Consider the following 20407-nt stretch of genomic DNA (forward strand, 5'->3'; position numbering starts at 1 on the left):
AAACCGTGGTCATTTCTGCCAATTTGACCTCTCACACCTGTTAAGGAATGGTTCTGTCATGTTGAATTTCAGTGTTTTTAAAAGTATAAAAATTAGTATGCGTATAAGCTTTATTGCTGGCTTAGCCGTGTTAAGTCTACTTATTTTGGGAGGGACTTTTTTTTCTGGCGACAAGCTGGTTGGAGAAGCCTTTCATGATCAATCTGAAAACGAGAAACTAGCAACGCTTACAAAAAATATTGAGATCGGGACCCTTCAAATGCGTCGCCGAGAGAAAGACTTCCTTCTCCGTAATGACCTTAAATATGCGGCTCTCTATCTAGCTGAAAAACAACATGTATCAACCGCACTTGGTGAGCTGTCGGGGTTAGAAATGGCTAAAAACCTTCATGGTGAAATCGAACGACTGCAAAGCAATCTCGAAGTCCATGCCAGTCAATTTCAAAAAGTTTTCGACCTCACTAAGGTCATGGGATTGGATGAAGAAAGCGGGTTAAAAGGTGATTTACGTAATGCGGTTCACCAGATTGAAGAACAATTAAAAAGCGCCAATCTCGAAGTACTGACCATAAAAATGCTGATGATGCGCCGGCACGAAAAAGACTTTATGTTACGTGGACAAGAAAAGTACGTTACACGAATTAACGCCAGACAAACAGAATTCCTTCAAACCCTAGATACTTCCAACCTGTCAGCCTCTCAAAAAAAACAAATCACTGAGTTGTTAGAGGCTTATGTCACAAAGTTCACTTTGTGGTCTCAAGCCTTTATGCAAACTCAATCCGAAGTTAAAATACTAAGCTCCATATTCAAACAAATGGAACCAGATTTTATCACTCTTTTTGACACTGCAGGGATCGGTTTAGAAAAAGCAAAAACGGATTTGAATACTGTTCGTGATCAAACGAAATTCATCACCATCATTGTTGTATCCATTTTATTACTTAGCTCGATTCTTTTAAGCACGCTGATTACAAGAAGCATCACTGTGCCGCTTGGGAAAATAATAACAGCCATGAGACGCCTCGCAAAAGGTGATCAATCTATTGAAATTATTGGACTCGAGAGAAAAGATGAGATGGGTGAAATGAGTCGAGCCGTCCAGGTCTTTAAAGAAAATTCAATTGAAATTGTCAAATCCCGTGCGGAAAATGCTGCGCAGAGGAAAGAACAAGCTGATGCATTAAAAAACGAGCTCTTATCTATTGCCGATGATCTTGATCGAGAAATTAAGGATGCAGTCCAAGGCGCCAACCTTAAATCATCAACGATGAAAGAGGCTTCTTTGGATATGAGCAATGTTGTTCAACAGCTATCGGGAAGAACCAGTTCGGTGGCTCAAAGCACCTTCAAAGCAAGCGAGCGTGTTCAAGCTGTAGCCTCAGCTGCTGAAGAACTTTCATCATCAATAGGAGAAATAACCCGCCAGGTGGAACAATCAAACTCCATCACCCTTAAAGCTGTCGGGGAAGCTAAAAGTACTGATAAAACTATCAGTGACCTCGCTTTGGCTGCCGATAAAATCGGAAATGTCGTCAGCCTCATTCAGGACATAGCAGAACAGACCAACCTTCTGGCCCTCAATGCGACCATCGAAGCTGCCCGTGCAGGCGATGCAGGAAAAGGATTTGCTGTTGTCGCATCTGAAGTTAAAAGTCTCGCAACACAAACAGCAAAAGCCACCGAAGAAATCAGTGGCCAAGTTACTGCTATTCGTACAGAAACAGAGGAAGCTGTAACCGCTATCCGATCCATTGCAGGCACCATTACCGAAGTCAATGATATCGCACAAACCATTGCTGATTCAGTAGAACAACAAGATTTGGCAACCAAGGAAATCAGTCAAAACGTTCAAGAAACAGCAACAAACACCACTGAAGCTTCTTCCGAAGTGGAACATCTTGCAAACGAAACCAAACAAGTAAGTAAAATATCCGACCAAGTCGTCACAAATGCCAATGAGACTTCTGAATATATTGTCGAGTTGGAACAACGTATGGCAGAAGTCCTCGCCAAATTGCGCCAGTCGGCCGTCGGAGATCAAGCGGAAACCACAAAGCACCACGGCCCTTGGGAAGCTTCTCTTATTATCGGCACCAATAAACTTAATGTGGAATTAATTGATCTGTCTGATATTGGAGCGAAAATCAGCCCCCTTGCCTATTTACCTGAATCGGCCCACAGCATTGAAATCACAGGTCTCGAATTAGAGATTAGTTTCAAAATTATGGAAGGCACACCATCTAGTGGTCTTCTGATAGAATTTAGCCATACTAATAGCTCAAAAGAAGAACTTCACAACTTCTTAGAAAAACAACTGGCTACGAACCAAAGTCAACGCGCGGTGGCATAATCCGCTCATCTGCATAGCCTCAATTTTGTTTATTATTCAAGATAAGAGGCTATGCTTTTTAACTTAAAACGTCCTGGGCAATCATCGGTATATAACATTAATTTATAACGTCATCGCTCTCTTTAGCAGAACGACTTCTTATGATGTCCAGTGCCTGTTGCCATTTCTTAACCACTTCAATTGGAGTGCTTCTTGAAAATGCAAGATATAAGTCGAACGTGCCGATATCTGCAACTCTTCTGATACGAGTCAGCGGAATACTTTCGGCTTCTAATATGAACTGTAAATAGTTTCCATCAAGTGCCAATAATTCGTATCTATGATTGATCAATCTCAAAATAGCTTTCCGCGTTGTTTCGGAATGATCTAGATTTTTGAATCCCATTGAGGTGAGAATTTTTTCCGCTGCGCCTCCACGTTGCACACCGATACTCGGCGCAATCTTGGCTTGACCCAACCTTTCTTCATTTTCTCCAAAGTATTCATCTCCGCTGAGTTCAGATGTATAAATACCCATATTTACAGTCTCGATAGGACCAACCCAGTGAAAATCAGATTCCCTCGAAGGAATACGTACTATAGAATAAATACCACTATTTTCTCTCTCCTTTGCATACTTGTAAGCTCTCGCCCAAGGTAAAAAAGAAATAGAAGGCTCAACACCAATCTCATGGGCCATCTTCTGGATCATTTGACTGGATAATCCCTGTAATTTTCCATCAACCTGATAATTATAAGGAGGAAAATTCTCCGTATATATAGTTTGGGAGTATGCAGGCGCTAAGAACAGGCTCAACAGCAGATAAAATACAGCTCCATATCCACATAATTTCATAGACACCGCCAATTCACAGTAATCGTTCTCTTTGACCCCAAGGTCATCGCAGAGACTTCAGATTATATCAAAATTATTTTAACTTGTGTTTAATAAAATTATCTTCAAATTAAGTCTTTGTTATTTAATAATAAAATTACTCCACAAGTATAATTTTTCTTTCTGTTCACGGCTTGGCTTACATGGCAAGTCTGATAAAATGCAGCATGGAAGCAAAGATAAAAAGCTACGATAAAGATTTCAAAAGTCACAGCCACAGTACATTTCACCAACTGATAATCCCCCACAAAGGAGAGTTGGAGCTGGAAGCGGAACAGTCGTCTGGAATAGCCAGTATTGATCAAGTCGCTATTATTACGGCCAATGACACCCATGCTTTTCGTGGATTACACCCCAACAGCTTTACCGTAGTCGACTTTGACTTTACCGATGCCAGCTACATGCCAGAGCTTAACTCACTTTGGGATCATGCGCACAATCAGATATTGTTTTCACTCGACGAAGGCTTATTGAACTTAAGTCGGTTTACTGCGCTAGAGTTAGAACAACACGGACTCACTTCTATTGGCGAGCAAGGGATCAAGTTGTTCCTACTTGCTCTGGCTGATAAAGCTTCAGTCGTAGGAGACCAGCTTCCAGAGAAACTCCAAGTTGCTTTAAAATTTATAAAAGAAAATCACACGCGGTCCCTCTCCTCAAAGGACATCGCGATGACAGCCTGCTTATCCGTCAGCCATCTCCATTCTTTATTTCAAAATTTCCTGGGATTTTCACCACAAAATTTTCAAACGAGACTAAAGCTGGAGCGCGCACGACAACTGGTACTTGGCAGTAACCTTTCCCTTTCTCACATCGCCCAAGAAGTAGGTTACTCGGACCAAAGCAGCTTCAACCGTGCCTATCGAAAGCTTTATGATTTGGCTCCGGGGAAAGAACGGAAAATCTATCAAAATCATCAATAGCGGAATTTGAGTATAAACAAAAGGAACCCCAGACAAGACACTCCTGCCAAAGTGATTAGAATGCAGCCATTAACTTTGGGCTAATGAACATGACAGACACTTCCTCGACAAAGATACGCGCAACCCTTATTGGGGGAATCGCCATACTGCTATGGGCTCTCCTTGCGCTCTTTACCACATGGGCAAAAGGCATTCCGACTTTTCAACTTTTGATGTCGTCGTTCGCCATTGCCTTTCTATCTGGATTGTTAATATTAACCCTCCAAGGAAAAGACAAGCTCTTGAAATTAAAGCAACGACCTTTGATCTGGCTGATATCGGTTGGCGGTTTGTTCGGCTATCATCTTTTCTACTTTATCGCCCTCCACAACGCTCCCGCGGTAGAGGCAAGCCTTATTGCATACCTCTGGCCACTGTTAATCGTATTTTTTTCAGCCTTGCTTCCTGGGGAACGCCTTTATTGGTTCCACATTGCAGGAACATTATTAGGCTTGGCCGGCGCGGTTCTAATTGTAACCAAGGGACAATCCTTTTCACTGAACCCAGAATATTCCTTTGGGTATCTCGCAGCCATCACTTGTGCATTAATCTGGTCTGGATATTCTGTTCTTAACCGAAAATTTAACCATGTGCCTAGCGAGGCCGTAACCGGATTTTGTGGTGCAACAGCTTTACTAGGACTGATATGTCATTTGATAACCGAGAGCTGGGTAACGCCAAACCTCATACAATCAGTTGCTATAATAGCCCTTGGCCTCGGCCCCGTTGGTTTGGCATTTTTTGTTTGGGATTACGGAACCAAACACGGAGATATCCAAGTGCTAGGAGCTCTTTCCTATGCCGCCCCACTCCTAAGCACTTTAGTACTGATCTCAACTGGACTGGCTGAGGCAAGTTGGACTATCGCGATAGCCTGCCTTCTTATCGTTGGTGGCGCACTCTTAGCGTCAATTAAAATACTGAAGGCACATAAGTCTAAAAAAATCGCTCAACATACGACCAAAATTCGTCACGATAAATGAGCACAAAATTCGCCGCTAAAGGTCATAATTTATCCTTCTAATACAGCAGCAACGATAGCCTCCGGGCGGTCTTCCTGCATCAAATGCCCGGAGCCGGGTACAAGTGTGATCTTCCCACCAGTTAATCTCTCAGCCAGCTTTTTTCCTTGAGCAAGTGGAAGCCAATTATCTTCTTCTCCCCAAAGAAGCTTCACGGGACAGTCCATTGCCCCATAACGACCGGAAATTTCATCCGTATACTTTTCATCCATTTGTGCTATTTGCCGATAGAACGCAGGCTTACCAATTTTTCCTTGCCACGGCTTCATATAAATTTCAAGAGCTTCACCATCGAGTTCTTTGAAAGCAGCACTTTGTAAATAAGCCTTAAGCATAGCGTCGTGCATATAATCTGGAACCTTTGCAAAAGCGTCCTCAAACTGGCGAACATGTTGAACAAAGGAAGATCCCCACGGCGAAAGAGCGACAGGATCAATCAGTGTTAGGCTCGCATACGCCAAACCGTTTAAATAATGAGCCCGTAAAGCTGTTGCCCCACCAAAATCATGGCAAAGTACTGTAGGGTGCGAAATTTGCCACTCCTGTAATAAAGCAACTAAGAGTTCATTTTGCACTGAAAGAGAAACATTCTGGCCAGTCTTCTTTTCTGATAGGCCATAACCGATCAAGTCGAAAAAATAAATGCGCCACCGATTAGCAAGAAGCGGAGCAATCCGTCGCCAGACCTGAGATGAAAAGGGTGTCCCATGGATAAGAACCAAGGGATCCCCTTCTCCCATAACACCCCAAGCAACAGTCTGACCGTCAAAAACAAATCGTTGATCAAGCTTTAACATCCGTGAGTTTGAGAAGCGCAACACTTACTCTGCCCTTTAACAAAACCCAAACATGAATGTAACGAAAGAAAGTATGAGGACTCAGCGCAAACAACTTTCTCTGCTTTCTGGTCTGGTTTTTCAAACCAACGAGTATCATCCATCCTTGCCGCCAATATGTAAGTTTTTCCCAAAACATTTAACATTGCTCACATCCTTTCAAGATATTACTCTCTTAAATATCAGGGTATTCTTGTTACATATCAATTCAGGAAAATTTCATAAATGTTAGTTTTTCTTACATATAAGAATGCGTAACTTCCCCTCCCTTTCCAGCTTGAGGGCCTTTGAAGCCGTTGTCCGTCATAACAACCTTACGCACGCGGCAAACGAATTGAACGTAACCCATGCCGCAGTCGCCCAGCAGATCAAGCGTTTAGAAGAATGGTTTGGTATCACACTGTCACGTCGGGAAGGCCGCGGCGTTGTGCCAACCGAAGCTGGCTTACAATTGGGTATAGAACTAAGTAAGAGCTTTGATATTATTGATGACGCTGTAAATGACCTGAAAAATAGCACAGAGCACCGCCCCTTAAGGATTACCTTAACCCCCACCTTTACAAATTTTTGGTTGATGCCCAGACTTTGGGACTTTCGACAAAAACACCCTGATATAGAGATCCTTCTCAACGCCAACAGCGAAGTCGTTGATCTGCGTCGGCAAGAGTATGATCTCGCCATCCGATACGGAAACGGAAATTGGCCTGGATTTACAGTGGAAAAACTGATGGGCAGTTATGCCTCTATTGTCGTCGCTCCAGAACTTTTAAAAGACGTCACCATAAAAGAGCCTCAGGACATTACCAAACTCCCCTGGGTTTGCGACATTGACGATCGTCATTCAGAATGGAACCACTGGCTGGAACATCACGGCATTGCATTCAAAAAGCACCATGCAAAGATACACCTGTCAGGATACCTCACACGTGACGCCATTCGCGGCGGTCAAGGAATAGGCGTGCTGCCCTCTAACTGGGTCAGCGAAGACATAAAAGACGGGCGACTTATTGAGTTATTTAGCTTAAGTAGCGGCAAAGATACTGGGTACCATCTGGTTTACAAAAAGGGAGTGGCTCCTCATCACCTACATGTTTTCCTTCAATGGATCCGGGCACAGAACCAGCTAGATTGTCTATCCTCCAGACAGCCGAAGTAAACGTGTAGTCTGTCATCAAGGCAAGCATCAGAGCCTTAACGACAGATACATGTGATTCTAAATTAAATTGACTTTGTTGCGGCTTGGAGCCACGCCTGATGCTCCGCATCAAGTAAAGGTGTTAGTTCTTCTCGTACCCAAGCATGATAATCGTTCAGCCATTTAATTTCGCTCGCACTCATAATCGATGGCTCGACAAGGCGTAAATCAATTGGGCACAGTGTAACCGTCTCAAAATCATAGAGTGGTATATCCAAGCCAATCATTTTTCCAGCATCACGTACAATAATCAGGTTTTCAATGCGAATACCATATTCACCCGCTTTATAATATCCAGGCTCATTGGAAAGAAACATCCCAGGCTCTAACGCTACAGGTGATGACGCCTTTGCAATGCGCTGTGGACCCTCGTGTACACCAAGGAAGCATCCGACACCATGGCCCGTGCCGTGATCAAAATCCAAACCAGCATCCCACAACGGACGCCTTGCCAAACTATCAAGTTGCATTCCGTTTGTTCCTTTGGGGAACTTTGCCATAGCTAGTGATATATGGCCCATCAGTACCCGTGTGAAACGATCCTTCATTTCTTCGGTCGGAGATCCGATAATAATGGTACGCGTAATATCTGTTGTTCCGTCTAGAAACTGTCCACCAGAATCGATCAAGAAGATCTCATTCATATTTAAGGAAATTGAGCTTTCATTCGAAACCTTATAATGGCACATCGCCCCATTGGGTCCTGCTCCAGATATGGTGTCAAAAGAAAGATCCTTGAACATGGGGACGTCTTCCCGGAATGAACGCAGTTTGTCTGCAGCTTCCATTTCCGTTACAGGATTATCTGTCCCGGCACGCTCAATCGCATTTTCGGTTACCCATTTCAGGAATTGAACCATTGCAGCACCATCCCGAATATGTGCCGCACGAATGCCATTGAGCTCCGTGTCATTTTTCCGGGCTTTCGGTTTCATCACCGGGTCCATGGCACGCACCAGCTTGGCACCATTTTTTTCCAACAAGGAAGTAATACGTTCCGGGCACGTTGCAGGATCTACCAAAACAGACTTGCCTTTTTGAGCAAAAGCAATCAGACGACTTTCAAGAGCGTCCGGTTCAGCTACTTCAACCTGATTATCTAGTGCAGAAAGTGTCTCGCTGGTAACTTTTCCACCATCAACAAACCATTGAACAGACCCGTCGGCATGCACGACAGCAAACGACAACACTAACGGTGTATGATCCACATCTTCGCCACGTACATTGAGCAACCAGGCCACAGAATCCGGCAAGCTCAAGACTGCACAATCGGCGTCACTGGCATCTAGCAGCTTGCCAATCTCTTCGCGTTTTTCGCGAGAAGATTTTCCTGCATACTTTAAATCATAAGGCATTGACTTCGTACAAGGGCGCGCAGGTTGATCTCGCCATACCGCGTCCGCTGGATTACTTTCGACAGCAACCAGTTCGCCCCCTGCCTTTTCAACACCTTTACGAAGTATGTTTATTTGATTTTCACTTTGAAGCCATGGGTCATAAGCAATACGCATCCCCGCCTTTACATTCTCACTCAACCATTCATGAGCAGGCTCATCGATAAGATGTTTATAGGCGAACAGGTCCTCAACCACTTCCTGCCGCACTTGGATCGTATAACGTCCATCGACAAAGATGGCTGCTCGATCCAAAAGCGTAACGGCCAAACCGGCTGACCCTGTAAAACCGCTAAGCCATGCCAGCCGCTGAGCCTGTGGCGGCACGTATTCTCCTTGGTGTTCATCGGTTCTTGGAATCACAAACCCATCGAACCCGTCTTTCTTGAGCTGTTCGCGCAGCGCATTAAGTCGAGAAGCATGACCGTCAATCACCGATTCAGGCATTTTTTCTTCCTTATACAATATACAATTTAATTTTCAGCACATTACTCAAGCAGCGAGCATGAAACAACACATGGTTTTGCATAACACTATATTGTGAAATATCAACTAGTTATAACAAAAAACCTCAAATCATACCCAAAATGCATGGCTCTGTTGCAGAATCACCGCTACCGAAAAATAATTATTTCGCTAGATATACTGCAACAACACAGCGGCAAGATACAAGCAATAGCGGCCGCAATAAACTGATCTAGGAGATATGATCATGAGAGAAGATAAATTTGTATTCGCGGCCAGCGAAATCGCTAACCAGCCTGTACTCGTTACCGTGGCCCCGCATCGTTACACAAGAGCCTATCGCATTTACACTGCAATCGCTGGCATCACTAAAAGCTTCAAAAACTACATGGAGCGCCGCGCAACAGTAAATCAACTTTGGGACCTCAATGATCGTGAACTTAGCGACATTGGCCTCAGCCGCGGTAGCATCGAAGCAACGGTAAACAGCCTATACGTTGAAGCAGCTGAAAAAGAAGCAAAAACTTTCGAACCAGGTTTCTCTTTCCTTTCTTCTTCAGATTTTGTTTCGAATAAACCAACAAGCAAAGTAGAAAACAACAGCAAGACAGCCCGCGCAGCTTAATCCCCCTTTTGCTTGCAGCACTGCCTTGTTAAAAACGCGACGGAATTTCGATAGAATTTCCGTCGCGTTTTTTGTTGCCTGATCTTTGATCAAAAAATCGTAAGATCCTTGAGATTCAAAACAAAAAAACAGCCGTACTTCAAAAGATGTAACTTTCGAAATACAGCTGTTTATAACCACAAGAAAATTATCTCTTATCGTGATAAAACCAATGTCGCCCACTCACCAAGGTGTAATTCACGAATAACCTTAAGGCCGACGGCCTCATGCGCTTTAACAACTTGGTCCTGCTGCTTGATCAATAGCCCAGAAAGCACCGCTACACCGCCTTTTGTTAAATTCTTTTCGAGAGCGGACGCCATCATACAAAGTGGTTCGGCCAAAATATTGGCTGCGATCAAATCGAAAGGCGCGCTTTTCGATACTTCTGCAGCATCATAGCCATCACCACAAATTCCGGTAATTCCAGAGACTTTATTCAAGTCTGCGTTTTCCAGCGCAACCCGAACAGAGTCTTCATCTATATCCACCCCAAGAACCGGACAATCCCAGAGGATCTTTATCCCCATGGAAAGAATTCCAGAGCCACATCCCATATCCAGCGCAGAACCAACCTTCCGTTCAACTGCCAGATCAGTGAGAGCAATCAAACAGCCTTTGGTGGTATCGTGCTGCCCTGTTCCAAAAGCAACATTAGCTTCAATCAAAAGAGGAATGGAGCCTTCAGGAGGCGTATCTTTGACGTGAGATCCGTGGACGAAAAATTTACCCGCAACAATCGGCGGCAGTGCCTTTTGACTTTCCGCAACCCAGTCGATATCCGGCAATTGTTCGATTGATGCTTTCGGGGTTACCCCGCCAAGAATTTCTGCTGTATTGGCAAGAAGCTCATCGATCTGTTTTTGCGACGGTTGCCCATCAACATAGACCTTGGTTTCAATCATGCCTGCAGCATCGGGGTTTGTAACAACGATCGCCCCGTTCAAGGGTTCAAGGGCAAGCTCATAGACAGCAAGCTGCGCCTCGGCGATGTTTAGGGAAATGCACCAAACTGCTGAATTATCTGCTCTCATTACATACCTGCCTGTTCAGCTGGAACAACAAAGTTACTCAACACTTTTTTGCTGCCAGCTTTATCAAATGAAATCGTGAGGCGCTCACCTTCGACGGAAGCGACCAGACCATAGCCAAACTTTTGATGAAATACTCTTTCTCCACGACTAAAGCCACTCTTGCTTTCAGAAATTTTTTGCGCTGCTTTGCGGACGAGTTGAGACTCCCCGCTAGAATAGCTTCGTGCCCGTTGCATACCCGGACTGCCACGATCATTATCTTGCCACTTGCTTGAACCAAAGCCGCCATAAGAGGGCTCAAGCGGCGCAGAATAAATTCCGCGATCACTTTCCCGCTCAATATGTTCGTGCGGAAGTTCATCAACAAATCGCGAAGGTATCGCCGAGGCCCATGAGCCATGCATGCGTCTGTTGGCAGCAAAGGAAATAATCGCGCGCTTTCTTGCCCGCGTTAGCCCGACATAGGCCAGCCGACGCTCCTCTTCCAGTCCTTTGAGCCCCTGCTCATCCATCGCGCGCTGGTTCGGGAACAAACCCTCTTCCCAACCCGGTAAGAACACCGTTTCAAACTCAAGTCCTTTAGCGCCATGAAGCGTCATAATGGAAACCATATCCTGTCCGGTCTGGCTATTGGTATCCATAACAAGACTGACGTGCTCAAGAAACTCGGCCAGACTTTCATACTCGCCCAAGGCATTGATCAATTCACGTAAATTTTCGACCCGGCCCTTGGCTTCTACCGATTTATCATTTTGCCAAAACTCCAGATAACCGCTTTCTTCCAAGACAAGGTCGGCCAATTCAGAATGCGGCATATCATTTTTCAAGCCCTGCCAACGCTCGACCTGAGAAACAAAGGTTGCCATTGATTTTCGTGCTGCAGGACGAAGTTCATCAGTTTCAACAATTTCCCGCGCAGCCTTAAAAAGGGAAATTTCAGCCTGCCGAGCATAACTGTGCACAATCCCCAGTGCAGCAGGGCCGAGTCCTCTTTTTGGCTTACCAATACTGCGCTCAAACGCCAAACTGTCATCCGCCGAATTAACAAGACGCAGGTAGGCCAAGGCATCACGGATCTCTAGACGCTCATAAAAACGAGCGCCACCGACAACGCGATAAGGTATCGCCAGAGTGAGAAAACGTTCCTCGAACTCACGGGTCATTGCTCCCGTGCGCACAAGAACCGCCACCTGATCAAGCTTTTGTCCGTTACGTTGCAGATTTTCGACTTCTTCTCCGACAAATCTTGCTTCAGCTTCACCATCCCACAAACCACGAACCCGGAGCATCTCACCATCATCATCATCAGTCCAAAGGGTTTTACCTAAACGTCCCTCATTGTGACTGATAACAGAAGAAGCTGCGGCAAGAATACGGCCTGTAGATCGATAATTGCGTTCAAGACGCACAATTTTGGCGCCCGGAAAATCTTTCTCAAAGCGAAGAATGTTTCCAACCTCTGCGCCGCGCCACCCATAGATAGACTGGTCATCGTCCCCAACACAGCAAACATTCTGATGCCCCTGAGCCAAGAGACGCAACCAAAGATACTGTGCGACGTTAGTATCTTGATATTCATCGACCAAAATATAATGGAACCGCCGATGATAATCAGCAAGCACATCAGCATGGGTTTGGAAAATCACCAAAGTGTGCAGGAGTAAATCGCCAAAATCGCAGGCGTTGAGTTCCCTCAGCCGCTGTTGGTAACTTTTGTAGATCCCATGTATTCGCCCGCCAGCAAATTCTTTTGCCTCACTCGCTGAAACATGATCAGGCGTTTGTCCTCGATCTTTCCAGCGTTGAATGGCCCCAAGTACGGATTTCGGCGGCCACTTCTTATCATCGAGATTGTTCTCTTTCAGCAGCTGCTTAACCAACCGCAACTGATCATCTGTATCGATAATGGCAAAATCGGAACCGAGGCCAACTTTTTCAGCATGCGCACGCAGCATTCTCACCGCTATGGCATGAAAGGTTCCGAGCCACCATCTCTCTACAGAGGGTTGATTAAGTATTTTAGCAACCCTCTCCTTCATTTCCTGAGCGGCTTTATTTGTAAAAGTCACAGCCAATACCTGCCCTGGAAAAGCTTTACCCGTCGCAAGGATATGCGCCAGACGTGTTGTTAAAACACGGGTTTTACCAGTTCCGGCACCAGCAAGTACCAGTACAGGGCCATCTGTAGCCTCCACGGCCTCTAGTTGAGACTCGTTCAGGCCTTCGACATAGGGCGGTTGCCCATCGATTTGAGTTTGCGATTCGTCCATCATAAGGGGGGTTATAGCGCGTCCAGCCAAGAACCTCATCCTCTTTTACGACTAGATCTGGAAAACAATCATACCTTTATGATAGGAATAGATTTTTCAAGATTCCAAGACAGACTCCGAACAGGATAAACAATGCCACGCATTACTGAGCGCCACGCGCTACTTTCAGAAACTCCAGGCACGCAACGGGTTGTAACAATTCATCGCTATGGCAGCGATACTTCAGGCAAAAAAGCCTATGTACAAGCTGCTCTTCATGCCGATGAGACACCCGCGATGGCAGCTACTCACCACCTTCTTCAACAACTGGAAGAAGCGGACAAAAAAGGTCTCATCAAGGGCGAAATCGTGGTCTTACCTTACGCCAATCCGATCGGCCTCGACCAATTTCAAGATGATCAATTAATGGGGCGTGTCCATCTCGGCGGAGAAGGCAACTTTAACCGCGGGTGGTTTGACCTCACAGAAATGACCAAAGACCGCCTTACTGATCGTTTAACCAATGATGCAGACGAAAACGTCGCCATTATTCGTAAAGCGATGCAACAAGCCCTTACGGAAATAACGCCCGTTACCGAGTTTGAAAGCCTGCGCAAGCTTTTGGCAAGTGAAGCTGCAAGAGCAGATTTTGTATTCGACCTCCATTGTGATGATGACTCCCTTCCTTATCTTTACATATCAGACCTTAACTGGCCTGATTGTCAGGACTTTGCCGCCGACTTTGGGGCAACAGCCGTTATGATGGCAGAAAATTCCGGTGGCGGCAGCTTTGATGAAGTCTACACCCGGCCCTGGGCTGAGCTTGGACGTCTTTATCCCAACAACCCTATCCCTCAAGCAACGATGTCAATGACAGTCGAACATCATGGTCGACCCGATGTATCAGATGAAATCGGTGCTCAGGACGGTGATGCCCTTTTTAAATTCTTTATCCGACGTGGGTTGATTGAGGGCGACGCAGGTCCCCTTCCTAAAGCTCTGTGTGATGCAACAGGAACCGATGCCTGCGAAATTATTCAATCGCCCGGTGCGGGGTTTGTGACTTATTGTATGGATCTCGGCACAATCGTGAAAAAAGGAGATCAGGTCGGTACTTTAATTGATCCAACCGCTGAAGACCCGACTAAGGCCCGAATACCGATTTTTGCTGGAACTGATGGTATTTTCTTTACCCGTCGCCAACACAAAGCTGTAAAACCCGGATCAGTTGTTGGAAAGATTGCAGGAACAGAGTCTCTCAAAGCGGGTTATCTTCTCGAAGACTAATCCTTCATGAATCATATACACGGCATTGGCTTTTATACACACGCCTGAAAAGGTAATGTACAAAGCTAATGCCCCGTATTTCCGGGAGACACTCCATGTCACAGAACATCTATGACAAACCTGATTTTTTTATTGGCTACAGTCAGTTACCTCGCTCTGTACACGGTCTTACTGGTGCACCGGAATGGCCGGCTATTCGCGCGCAGCTCCCTGACTTGAAAGATAAGCGGGTTCTTGATCTAGGCTGTGGGTTCGGTTGGTTTTCCCGGTGGGCCAAAGAGCATGGCGCCACTAGCGTCCTTGGGCTTGACCTGTCAGAAAAGATGCTTTCTCGCGCCAAGTCAGAAACTCACGATGATGCAATAGAATACGAAGTCTCAGATCTGGAACAACTTGCACTCCCTAAAACCGTATACGACTTCGCCTACAGCTCACTTGCTTTTCATTACATCAAAGATTTCAATAAACTCGTTGCGACAATATTTCAGGCTTTGGTTCCTGGTGCGCAATTTACCTTCACCATTGAACACCCGATATTCATGGCTCCAACCAGTCCCGCATGGTCAAATGACGACGAGGGTCAAAGGATCTGGCCCCTAAACCACTATTCAGTAGAGGGGGAAAGAAAAACCGACTGGTTTGCCAAAGGTGTTATCAAACATCATCGTACGCTCGGCACAACGCTCAACACCCTCATTACAAATGGGTTTGAAATCCGGCATGTTCAGGAATGGGCACCGACCCGAGAACAAGTATCTCAATATCCGGAATTGTTGGAAGAGATAGACCGGCCGATGATGCTCTTAGTCTCGGCACAAAAGCGATAATTTTCGGAGGGCAAGAGTTCAACATGCCTTCCCCTCTTCGCGCCACCTCTTCTCTATATAGATACGATAAATATCTAGGGCCATCTGACTCTAGATCTCTCCACGTTCTTCTGCGCGGGCTTGTTCCATGGCTTTTTTATAAGCCAAGGCCACATCATGCTCGTGAATAACCCCTTTTAAAATTCCCTCAACAGTGTTGTTCACGACAGGAATATAGACCTCTCCGCTTGCGCCATGAGCCTGTAAGGCTTGCTCTATGTTTGCGGTTTCTTCCAGTTGAACGGCTTTGGTTCGAGCTATTTCCAGTGCAGTAATGTCTTCACCTTTTTCTTCTTGTAGATCAAGCCCGTCGGCGAGATCCATAAAAGAAATACATCCCTCCAGGCGTCTGTTTTCATCAACAACAAACAGTAATCCCAGTTTGGTTTTTCGGATTTCACACCTTACCGTTGTTAGGTCGGCATCGGGAGTAATGGTGGCGACATCGCTGTGAACCATTCCCTTAATTGTCATCGTCCGCATGAGACTTGCTTCTCGCCCCCCCCGGATTTGAACACCGCGTCTTTCAAGTTGCCACATAAAGAACGACTTGCCATGAACCTGCTGGGTAATCACCGATGATAAAGAAGTTGCAATCATCACGGCAATAGTTAGCGCATAGTCGTTTGTCAGCTCAAAAATCATCAAGATAGTAGAGATCGGTGCGCCAAGCACAGCACCCGCTACAGCACCCATACCAATAAGTGCGTAGGCCCCGGTTCCAGAAGACAATTCAGGAAATATCGATGATACAATAATTCCATAAGCTCCACCAACCATAGCCCCAAGAAACAAAGAAGGTGAAAACACGCCACCAGAGAACCCACTACCAAGCGAAATTGCTGTCGCAATGGTCTTAAGCACAATTAATACCAGCAACAACCAAAGAGGATAAAGCTCGGACAATGCAGCATCGGTCGCCTCATAACCAACGCCGATAACATGGGGAAAGGCGAGCGCCATCGTTCCCAAAGCCAGACCACCAATCATTGGTTTTGCCCAAAAAGGAACTTTAAGTTTTGTAAAACTGTCTTCGGCAAAAATCACCGCCCACATAAAGGCGATTGCAGCAAAAGCAGAAACAATCCCCAAAAGGGCAAAAGCAGGAAACTCCCAAAACGACGAAAGTGACATCGCATTAGGTAAAATGAACGCCGGGAAATCACCATAATAAATACGGCTGATAATCGTCCCCACCACCGAAGCGATCACAATAGGGGCAAAAGCAGAAATTGCGTAATGCCCCACGACAACTTCAAGAGCAAAAAACACTCCCGCGATAGGAGCGTTAAAAGATGTCGCAATCGCCGCAGCCACGCCACACCCAAGCAATGTTCGAAAAAGTGAATAACCAAGATGTAATCGTTTTGAAAGCCATGCGCCAATACTGGCTCCAAGATGAACGACAGGTCCTTCACGACCAACAGATGCCCCAACCCCCAAGGAAAATGCCGAGGCTAAAGCCACACGAAGGCCCGTTTTCAAAGACATTCGCCCCCCCTTTAGAGCCGTTGCTTCAATAACGTGAGGCACACTCTGAGGTCTTCCATCTGGAAGGAAATAACGAATAAAAATTCCTACAATTCCTCCGCCGACAACAGGCACCATGAGGATTTGCCACCAAGGAAGATGAGCAAAACCTTCCGTGATATTTGGACCATGAAAACCATAAAAAAGATTCTGAATAAAATCAATGAAGTGACGGAATCCAACCGCAGCAAACCCAGATGCAGCCCCGAGGATAACGGCCAAGGCGGATAAAATCACCTGCTCATTTTTAATGAATTGCTGGGTTTGAAGTTTTAAAGATTGCCGCCGTCCACTGTCTCTAGACATACGTCACTCCAGCTTCAGTGTTGAGGCCTCCTTTTCGTAGATCTCGTTCCAGCAAGTCCAATTCTGGCTGCACTTCTCGTGAGCCATTTTCTTGCAAGTGAACTTCTGGGAAGCCTGTGTCTTGTAAGATCGTGTTATCTAGCACAATTTCTTGTTTCAGTTTCGAAGGTTTCAAGAGCGATCTATTTGTTAGACCAATTATTAATATTTAGATTTTTTATTGCCACTTGGAAAATATCTTCCAAAAAAAAGTTTCGTTCGCGGGTAATTTATTACAATTCTACTCATTTACATCTACCAACAGAACCTTCAGCGCAGATTTTCTTACCATCCACCCACGTTGCGCCGGACAAATCTGCTTTTGTAAGATCAGCCCCCTTTAACTTTGCCTTAGTTAAATTTGCGCCACGTAACATCGCCTTATACAACCGCGCTCGCCCAAGGTTTGCTTCTGTAAAATTTACTCCCGTCAAGTCCGCCTTGGTAAAATCGGCTTCAGGAAGAGAGGCTTTAGTAAAATTAGTCTCAATAAGGGAAGTACTAACAAACTTGGTTCTAAAAGCTGATACATTTTGCAGATTTGCATTATTCATGGAGCCACGAATGAAGCTTGTATCACGCAAACGACCCGATGTGAGATCTACTCCATCGAAGTTAAGCCCATCCATATTACATCGCTGCCAATTCACTTCTTGGGCTGGTGGGTCAGTACAAGCTGCGGCCGCGGGGAACGAAACAAGAAAAAGACCAAGGGTCAAGGCGGAAAATTGGAGAATATTATTCATAGTTTTCATGTTAGGAAAATTGCCCTTAACTTTAAGTAAATCAATGTTCAATTTGTTATTTAATATCTCGCCCAGACCAAGTCTGCTGTTAAATAACTTAGAAAGCAATTTAATCTCCCCATGACATAACCGACCGCCCGATATGTAATGGTAAGGGTAAGGAGCGTTGTAATTCTAAAATTTTCTCCAAATTATCCAGTAACTCTTCCGCCATAGGGCACGAAGATCTATTCTCTAGATCCACATGAACAGAGATCCACTCAGACGTCGCAGCCAGATAACCTTCGTCGTCATTGTAAAGGGAGTGGTGATAACTCAGCTTCTTATGATCAAACCCCAATAAGCGGGTTTCAACCCGCATCCTAGAGTTATGGTGAAGTTCCCGGATATAATTCACATGGTTTTCGACAACAAAGGTCGAACATTTGGTACGATCGCGATAAGCAGGGTCAGCTCCAAAAAAAACCAAGAACTGGTCCGTCGCATCACAAAACACCCTCATATAATAAGACACATTCATGTGGCCGTTATAGTCCAACCAATCTGATGGGACTTTTCCTCGGTAAGAGACCAGAGGATTCACTTCTTTAAGTTGAATGTTCATTAACTACACTTTCGAGATGTGACCTATTTACACGGATTACTGAAGAATCCGCACGTAGTGTTACAAGGTGATAAATATTAAGAAAACATTACATTATTCAGGATTCGTAGACCTATCTTTTATAAAGATGCCCTAATATCAACGATCAGTGATGCAAAAATGCAACATATAACTTTATCGGCATCACTTTTTTCTTCTTATTACTGGTTTTAAAAGGAAGGCTGTGATACTCAACCATAATAAGTCTGTAACTCTGTTGATACACTTGGATATTTGTGTGTATAGTTCAACTAAATTATAGGCTAAAAAATAAGAAGCTGTTCGCTTAAAGTTTGCAGGTTAAAATCGGGTTATATATAACTTGTAGATCATAAAGGGGGACATCTGTTGAACCAAACTGATGTAGAAACAATGATAGGCGAAATGTCGTGGGGTTAGGTATTTTGTCCGAGATTAATTCTGGACTTATAAAACGATTGTCTGCTTTTGCCGCTGTTGCAATTTTTGTAACAGGATGTGCAAGCCAGCCAAATTCAACTCTGCAGGACGAGGCTTCTACAAGCCAGGACGAGCAGTGGGCACAAACCGAAGGCGCGACAGTAGCCGATGAAGCTGGGAACGATCCCATTGAAACGGTAAATCGTTTCATTTTTGCTTTTAACGACGCTGCGGACACCCTCATTTTTCGGCCCGTTGCAGAAGGGTATCGTTTCCTGATTCCTTCTCCTATACGTGATTCTGTACGAAACTTTATCCGCAACAGTTATTCTCCTGTTATTCTCGCAAACGATTTGCTTCAAGGCGATATCGAAAAAGCCGAGAATACTTTTGCACGTTTCCTCATTAACACCATTGCAGGTGCTGGTGGTTTAGCGGATGTTGCCGGCCAAGCTGGTCATGAATATCATTCTGAAGATTTTGGCCAGACAATGGGGACTTGGGGTGTATCTGAAGGTCCCTATCTTGTCCTCCCAATTCTCGGCCCCTCAAATCTTCGCGATGGTGTTGGCCTTATTGGCGACGCCCTGCTCGATCCTTTGACTTACATTGCCAAGACTGAAACTCTTCTTACCCGTAAGATAACTGACGGTGTTGACAAAAGGTCTCGCAATATTGAAGCGGTCGATGAACTTAAAAAAGATTCTATCGATTTTTATGCTCGTGTTCGCTCTCTCTATCACCAAAAACGTGTAAACGAGATCAACGACGGTGACGCGGACCCAACCCTTGCCCCAGGCCTAACCGAGATCTTCCCAGAAGATGACGATCAGGTCTCTGATCTGGATTGATAATGAAACGGTTTTCACGTCTTATATCGAATACAACTGCCCTCCTTGTGGGGGCAGCTTTGTCTCTGGCAATATCAACATCTGCCAGAGCTGATGATGCAGGTCTATTCCTTCAAGCCCTGCAAGAAAAAGCTGTTTCTCAGTTAGCAGACGAAAGTATTTCGGAAGAAGAACGCGAGAAGCAATTCAGAACACTTCTTAACGAAAATTTTGACATAAGCGGCATAGCTAAATTTGTTATTGGGAAATACTGGCGTAATGCCGAGGATGGTCCCCGAAGCGAATTTACGACAATCTTTGAAGATATCATGGTTCAACGCTTCTTGCCGACCTTCTCTCAATATGCCGGTTCTGATTTTCAGATTACAAAAGTTGTAAAGAAAAAAACTTTTTACATCGTCTACAGTAAAATCAAAACCGAGAGTGGCGAACCTGCCCAAGTTCTCTGGCAGATAAAAAACAAAGAAGAAACTGGCTTTATAATTACAGATATCGCAGCTGAAGGAATTAGTCTGCGCAGTACCTACAAATCAGACTACACCTCAGCACTTAAAAGCTTAGACGGCGATCTATCAGCTCTAAACGGGAAACTTCGACAGAAGATCAACTCTGGCGATTTTGTTCCAAAGAAAAGCAGTTAGTACGGTCGCTTCTTAGAAAAATACGTAATAAAAAAGCCTTGGAGTGAATAT

18 protein-coding genes are annotated in these 20407 nt (G+C 45.0%); 9 read left to right on the plus strand and 9 right to left on the minus strand.

The window, feature by feature from the left end; translation table 11 throughout:
* The first annotated feature begins 97 nt into the window (after window positions 1-97).
* Window positions 98-2353, plus strand: coding sequence for a methyl-accepting chemotaxis protein (locus ACFSKO_RS12040; protein WP_380251847.1), 2256 nt, complete (start codon window positions 98-100; stop codon window positions 2351-2353).
* 97 nt (window positions 2354-2450) lie between these two features.
* Here ACFSKO_RS12040 and ACFSKO_RS12045 read toward each other — a convergent pair whose 3' ends face one another.
* A complete protein-coding gene (locus ACFSKO_RS12045) occupies window positions 2451-3188 on the minus strand; it encodes a substrate-binding periplasmic protein (RefSeq protein ID WP_380251849.1) in 738 nt (245 codons plus the stop codon).
* Between the two features lie 182 nt (window positions 3189-3370).
* Here ACFSKO_RS12045 and ACFSKO_RS12050 point away from each other — a divergent pair, with 182 nt between their 5' ends.
* A complete protein-coding gene (locus ACFSKO_RS12050; RefSeq protein WP_380251851.1) occupies window positions 3371-4150 on the plus strand; it encodes a helix-turn-helix transcriptional regulator in 780 nt (259 codons plus the stop codon).
* Between the two features lie 89 nt (window positions 4151-4239).
* The gene (gene yddG, locus ACFSKO_RS12055) at window positions 4240-5172 is read left to right on the plus strand and encodes an aromatic amino acid exporter YddG (protein ID WP_380251853.1); all 933 of its coding nucleotides are present in this window, start codon (window positions 4240-4242) and stop codon (window positions 5170-5172) included.
* A 29-nt stretch (window positions 5173-5201) separates the two neighbouring features.
* Here the strand turns inward: yddG and ACFSKO_RS12060 are convergent, their stop codons facing one another.
* A complete protein-coding gene (locus ACFSKO_RS12060) occupies window positions 5202-6032 on the minus strand; it encodes an alpha/beta fold hydrolase (RefSeq protein ID WP_380251855.1) in 831 nt (276 codons plus the stop codon).
* A 265-nt stretch (window positions 6033-6297) separates the two neighbouring features.
* Here ACFSKO_RS12060 and ACFSKO_RS12065 point away from each other — a divergent pair, with 265 nt between their 5' ends.
* Window positions 6298-7203 carry a LysR substrate-binding domain-containing protein gene (locus ACFSKO_RS12065; RefSeq protein WP_380251857.1) on the plus strand — a complete coding sequence of 302 codons (906 nt, stop codon included), beginning with the start codon at window positions 6298-6300 and terminating at the stop codon, window positions 7201-7203.
* Window positions 7204-7265: 62 nt separating this feature from the next.
* Here ACFSKO_RS12065 and ACFSKO_RS12070 read toward each other — a convergent pair whose 3' ends face one another.
* On the minus strand, window positions 7266-9083 hold the full coding sequence (locus ACFSKO_RS12070) for an aminopeptidase P family protein (RefSeq protein WP_380251859.1): 1818 nt from the start codon (window positions 9081-9083) through the stop codon (window positions 7266-7268).
* Between the two features lie 265 nt (window positions 9084-9348).
* Here ACFSKO_RS12070 and ACFSKO_RS12075 point away from each other — a divergent pair, with 265 nt between their 5' ends.
* Window positions 9349-9726 (plus strand): DUF1127 domain-containing protein, encoded by a 378-nt coding sequence (locus ACFSKO_RS12075; RefSeq protein ID WP_380251861.1) that lies wholly within the window; start codon window positions 9349-9351, stop codon window positions 9724-9726.
* Window positions 9727-9920: 194 nt separating this feature from the next.
* Here ACFSKO_RS12075 and ACFSKO_RS12080 read toward each other — a convergent pair whose 3' ends face one another.
* Both ACFSKO_RS12080 and ACFSKO_RS12085 read right to left on the minus strand, forming a co-directional pair.
* Complete coding sequence (locus ACFSKO_RS12080; RefSeq protein WP_380251863.1) at window positions 9921-10799, minus strand: 50S ribosomal protein L11 methyltransferase; 879 nt, start codon at window positions 10797-10799, stop codon at window positions 9921-9923.
* Entirely contained in the window at window positions 10799-13072 is a 2274-nt protein-coding gene (locus tag ACFSKO_RS12085; protein WP_380252271.1) for an ATP-dependent helicase, read from the minus strand. The genes ACFSKO_RS12080 and ACFSKO_RS12085 overlap by 1 nt, the downstream gene beginning before the upstream one ends.
* A gap of 129 nt (window positions 13073-13201) precedes the next feature.
* Between ACFSKO_RS12085 and ACFSKO_RS12090 the strand changes: the two genes are divergently transcribed.
* Window positions 13202-14335 (plus strand): succinylglutamate desuccinylase/aspartoacylase family protein, encoded by a 1134-nt coding sequence (locus ACFSKO_RS12090; protein ID WP_380251865.1) that lies wholly within the window; start codon window positions 13202-13204, stop codon window positions 14333-14335.
* Between the two features lie 95 nt (window positions 14336-14430).
* A complete protein-coding gene (locus ACFSKO_RS12095) occupies window positions 14431-15162 on the plus strand; it encodes a class I SAM-dependent methyltransferase (RefSeq protein WP_380251867.1) in 732 nt (243 codons plus the stop codon).
* Window positions 15163-15252: 90 nt separating this feature from the next.
* On the opposite strand, the gene ACFSKO_RS12100 is transcribed toward ACFSKO_RS12095, so the two are convergent.
* The 4 genes from ACFSKO_RS12100 to ACFSKO_RS12115 form a co-directional block, all read right to left on the minus strand.
* Entirely contained in the window at window positions 15253-17037 is a 1785-nt protein-coding gene (locus tag ACFSKO_RS12100; RefSeq protein ID WP_380251869.1) for a chloride channel protein, read from the minus strand.
* The gene (locus ACFSKO_RS12105) at window positions 17030-17212 is read right to left on the minus strand and encodes a hypothetical protein (RefSeq protein WP_380251871.1); all 183 of its coding nucleotides are present in this window, start codon (window positions 17210-17212) and stop codon (window positions 17030-17032) included. The genes ACFSKO_RS12100 and ACFSKO_RS12105 overlap by 8 nt, the downstream gene beginning before the upstream one ends.
* Before the next feature lie 109 nt (window positions 17213-17321).
* Window positions 17322-17831, minus strand: coding sequence for a pentapeptide repeat-containing protein (locus ACFSKO_RS12110; protein WP_380251873.1), 510 nt, complete (start codon window positions 17829-17831; stop codon window positions 17322-17324).
* Window positions 17832-17931: 100 nt separating this feature from the next.
* The gene (locus ACFSKO_RS12115) at window positions 17932-18426 is read right to left on the minus strand and encodes a thioesterase family protein (RefSeq protein ID WP_380251875.1); all 495 of its coding nucleotides are present in this window, start codon (window positions 18424-18426) and stop codon (window positions 17932-17934) included.
* A gap of 428 nt (window positions 18427-18854) precedes the next feature.
* Between ACFSKO_RS12115 and ACFSKO_RS12120 the strand changes: the two genes are divergently transcribed.
* Together ACFSKO_RS12120 and ACFSKO_RS12125 are read left to right on the plus strand one after the other, a co-directional pair.
* Window positions 18855-19715, plus strand: coding sequence for an MlaA family lipoprotein (locus ACFSKO_RS12120; RefSeq protein ID WP_380251877.1), 861 nt, complete (start codon window positions 18855-18857; stop codon window positions 19713-19715).
* A gap of 2 nt (window positions 19716-19717) precedes the next feature.
* Complete coding sequence (locus ACFSKO_RS12125) at window positions 19718-20356, plus strand: MlaC/ttg2D family ABC transporter substrate-binding protein (protein ID WP_380251879.1); 639 nt, start codon at window positions 19718-19720, stop codon at window positions 20354-20356.
* The last annotated feature ends 51 nt before the right edge of the window (window positions 20357-20407 follow it).

The organism is Kiloniella antarctica, assembly GCF_042682825.1.
GTDB lineage: Bacteria > Pseudomonadota > Alphaproteobacteria > Kiloniellales > Kiloniellaceae > Kiloniella > Kiloniella antarctica.

What these genes read in the sequence shown, in the direction of transcription:
- ACFSKO_RS12125 (WP_380251879.1), top strand. Translation starts at nt 19,718, where the DNA reads ATGAAACGGTTTTCACGTCTTATATCGAATACAACTGCCCTCCTTGTG.
- ACFSKO_RS12110 (WP_380251873.1), bottom strand. Translation starts at nt 17,831, where the DNA reads ATGAAAACTATGAATAATATTCTCCAATTTTCCGCCTTGACCCTTGGT.
- ACFSKO_RS12040 (WP_380251847.1), top strand. Translation starts at nt 98, where the DNA reads ATGCGTATAAGCTTTATTGCTGGCTTAGCCGTGTTAAGTCTACTTATT.
- ACFSKO_RS12075 (WP_380251861.1), top strand. Translation starts at nt 9,349, where the DNA reads ATGAGAGAAGATAAATTTGTATTCGCGGCCAGCGAAATCGCTAACCAG.
- ACFSKO_RS12085 (WP_380252271.1), bottom strand. Translation starts at nt 13,072, where the DNA reads ATGATGGACGAATCGCAAACTCAAATCGATGGGCAACCGCCCTATGTC.
- ACFSKO_RS12065 (WP_380251857.1), top strand. Translation starts at nt 6,298, where the DNA reads ATGCGTAACTTCCCCTCCCTTTCCAGCTTGAGGGCCTTTGAAGCCGTT.
- ACFSKO_RS12080 (WP_380251863.1), bottom strand. Translation starts at nt 10,799, where the DNA reads ATGAGAGCAGATAATTCAGCAGTTTGGTGCATTTCCCTAAACATCGCC.
- ACFSKO_RS12095 (WP_380251867.1), top strand. Translation starts at nt 14,431, where the DNA reads ATGTCACAGAACATCTATGACAAACCTGATTTTTTTATTGGCTACAGT.
- ACFSKO_RS12070 (WP_380251859.1), bottom strand. Translation starts at nt 9,083, where the DNA reads ATGCCTGAATCGGTGATTGACGGTCATGCTTCTCGACTTAATGCGCTG.
- yddG (WP_380251853.1), top strand. Translation starts at nt 4,240, where the DNA reads ATGACAGACACTTCCTCGACAAAGATACGCGCAACCCTTATTGGGGGA.
- ACFSKO_RS12100 (WP_380251869.1), bottom strand. Translation starts at nt 17,037, where the DNA reads ATGTCTAGAGACAGTGGACGGCGGCAATCTTTAAAACTTCAAACCCAG.
- ACFSKO_RS12045 (WP_380251849.1), bottom strand. Translation starts at nt 3,188, where the DNA reads ATGAAATTATGTGGATATGGAGCTGTATTTTATCTGCTGTTGAGCCTG.
- ACFSKO_RS12050 (WP_380251851.1), top strand. Translation starts at nt 3,371, where the DNA reads ATGGCAAGTCTGATAAAATGCAGCATGGAAGCAAAGATAAAAAGCTAC.
- ACFSKO_RS12115 (WP_380251875.1), bottom strand. Translation starts at nt 18,426, where the DNA reads ATGAACATTCAACTTAAAGAAGTGAATCCTCTGGTCTCTTACCGAGGA.
- ACFSKO_RS12090 (WP_380251865.1), top strand. Translation starts at nt 13,202, where the DNA reads ATGCCACGCATTACTGAGCGCCACGCGCTACTTTCAGAAACTCCAGGC.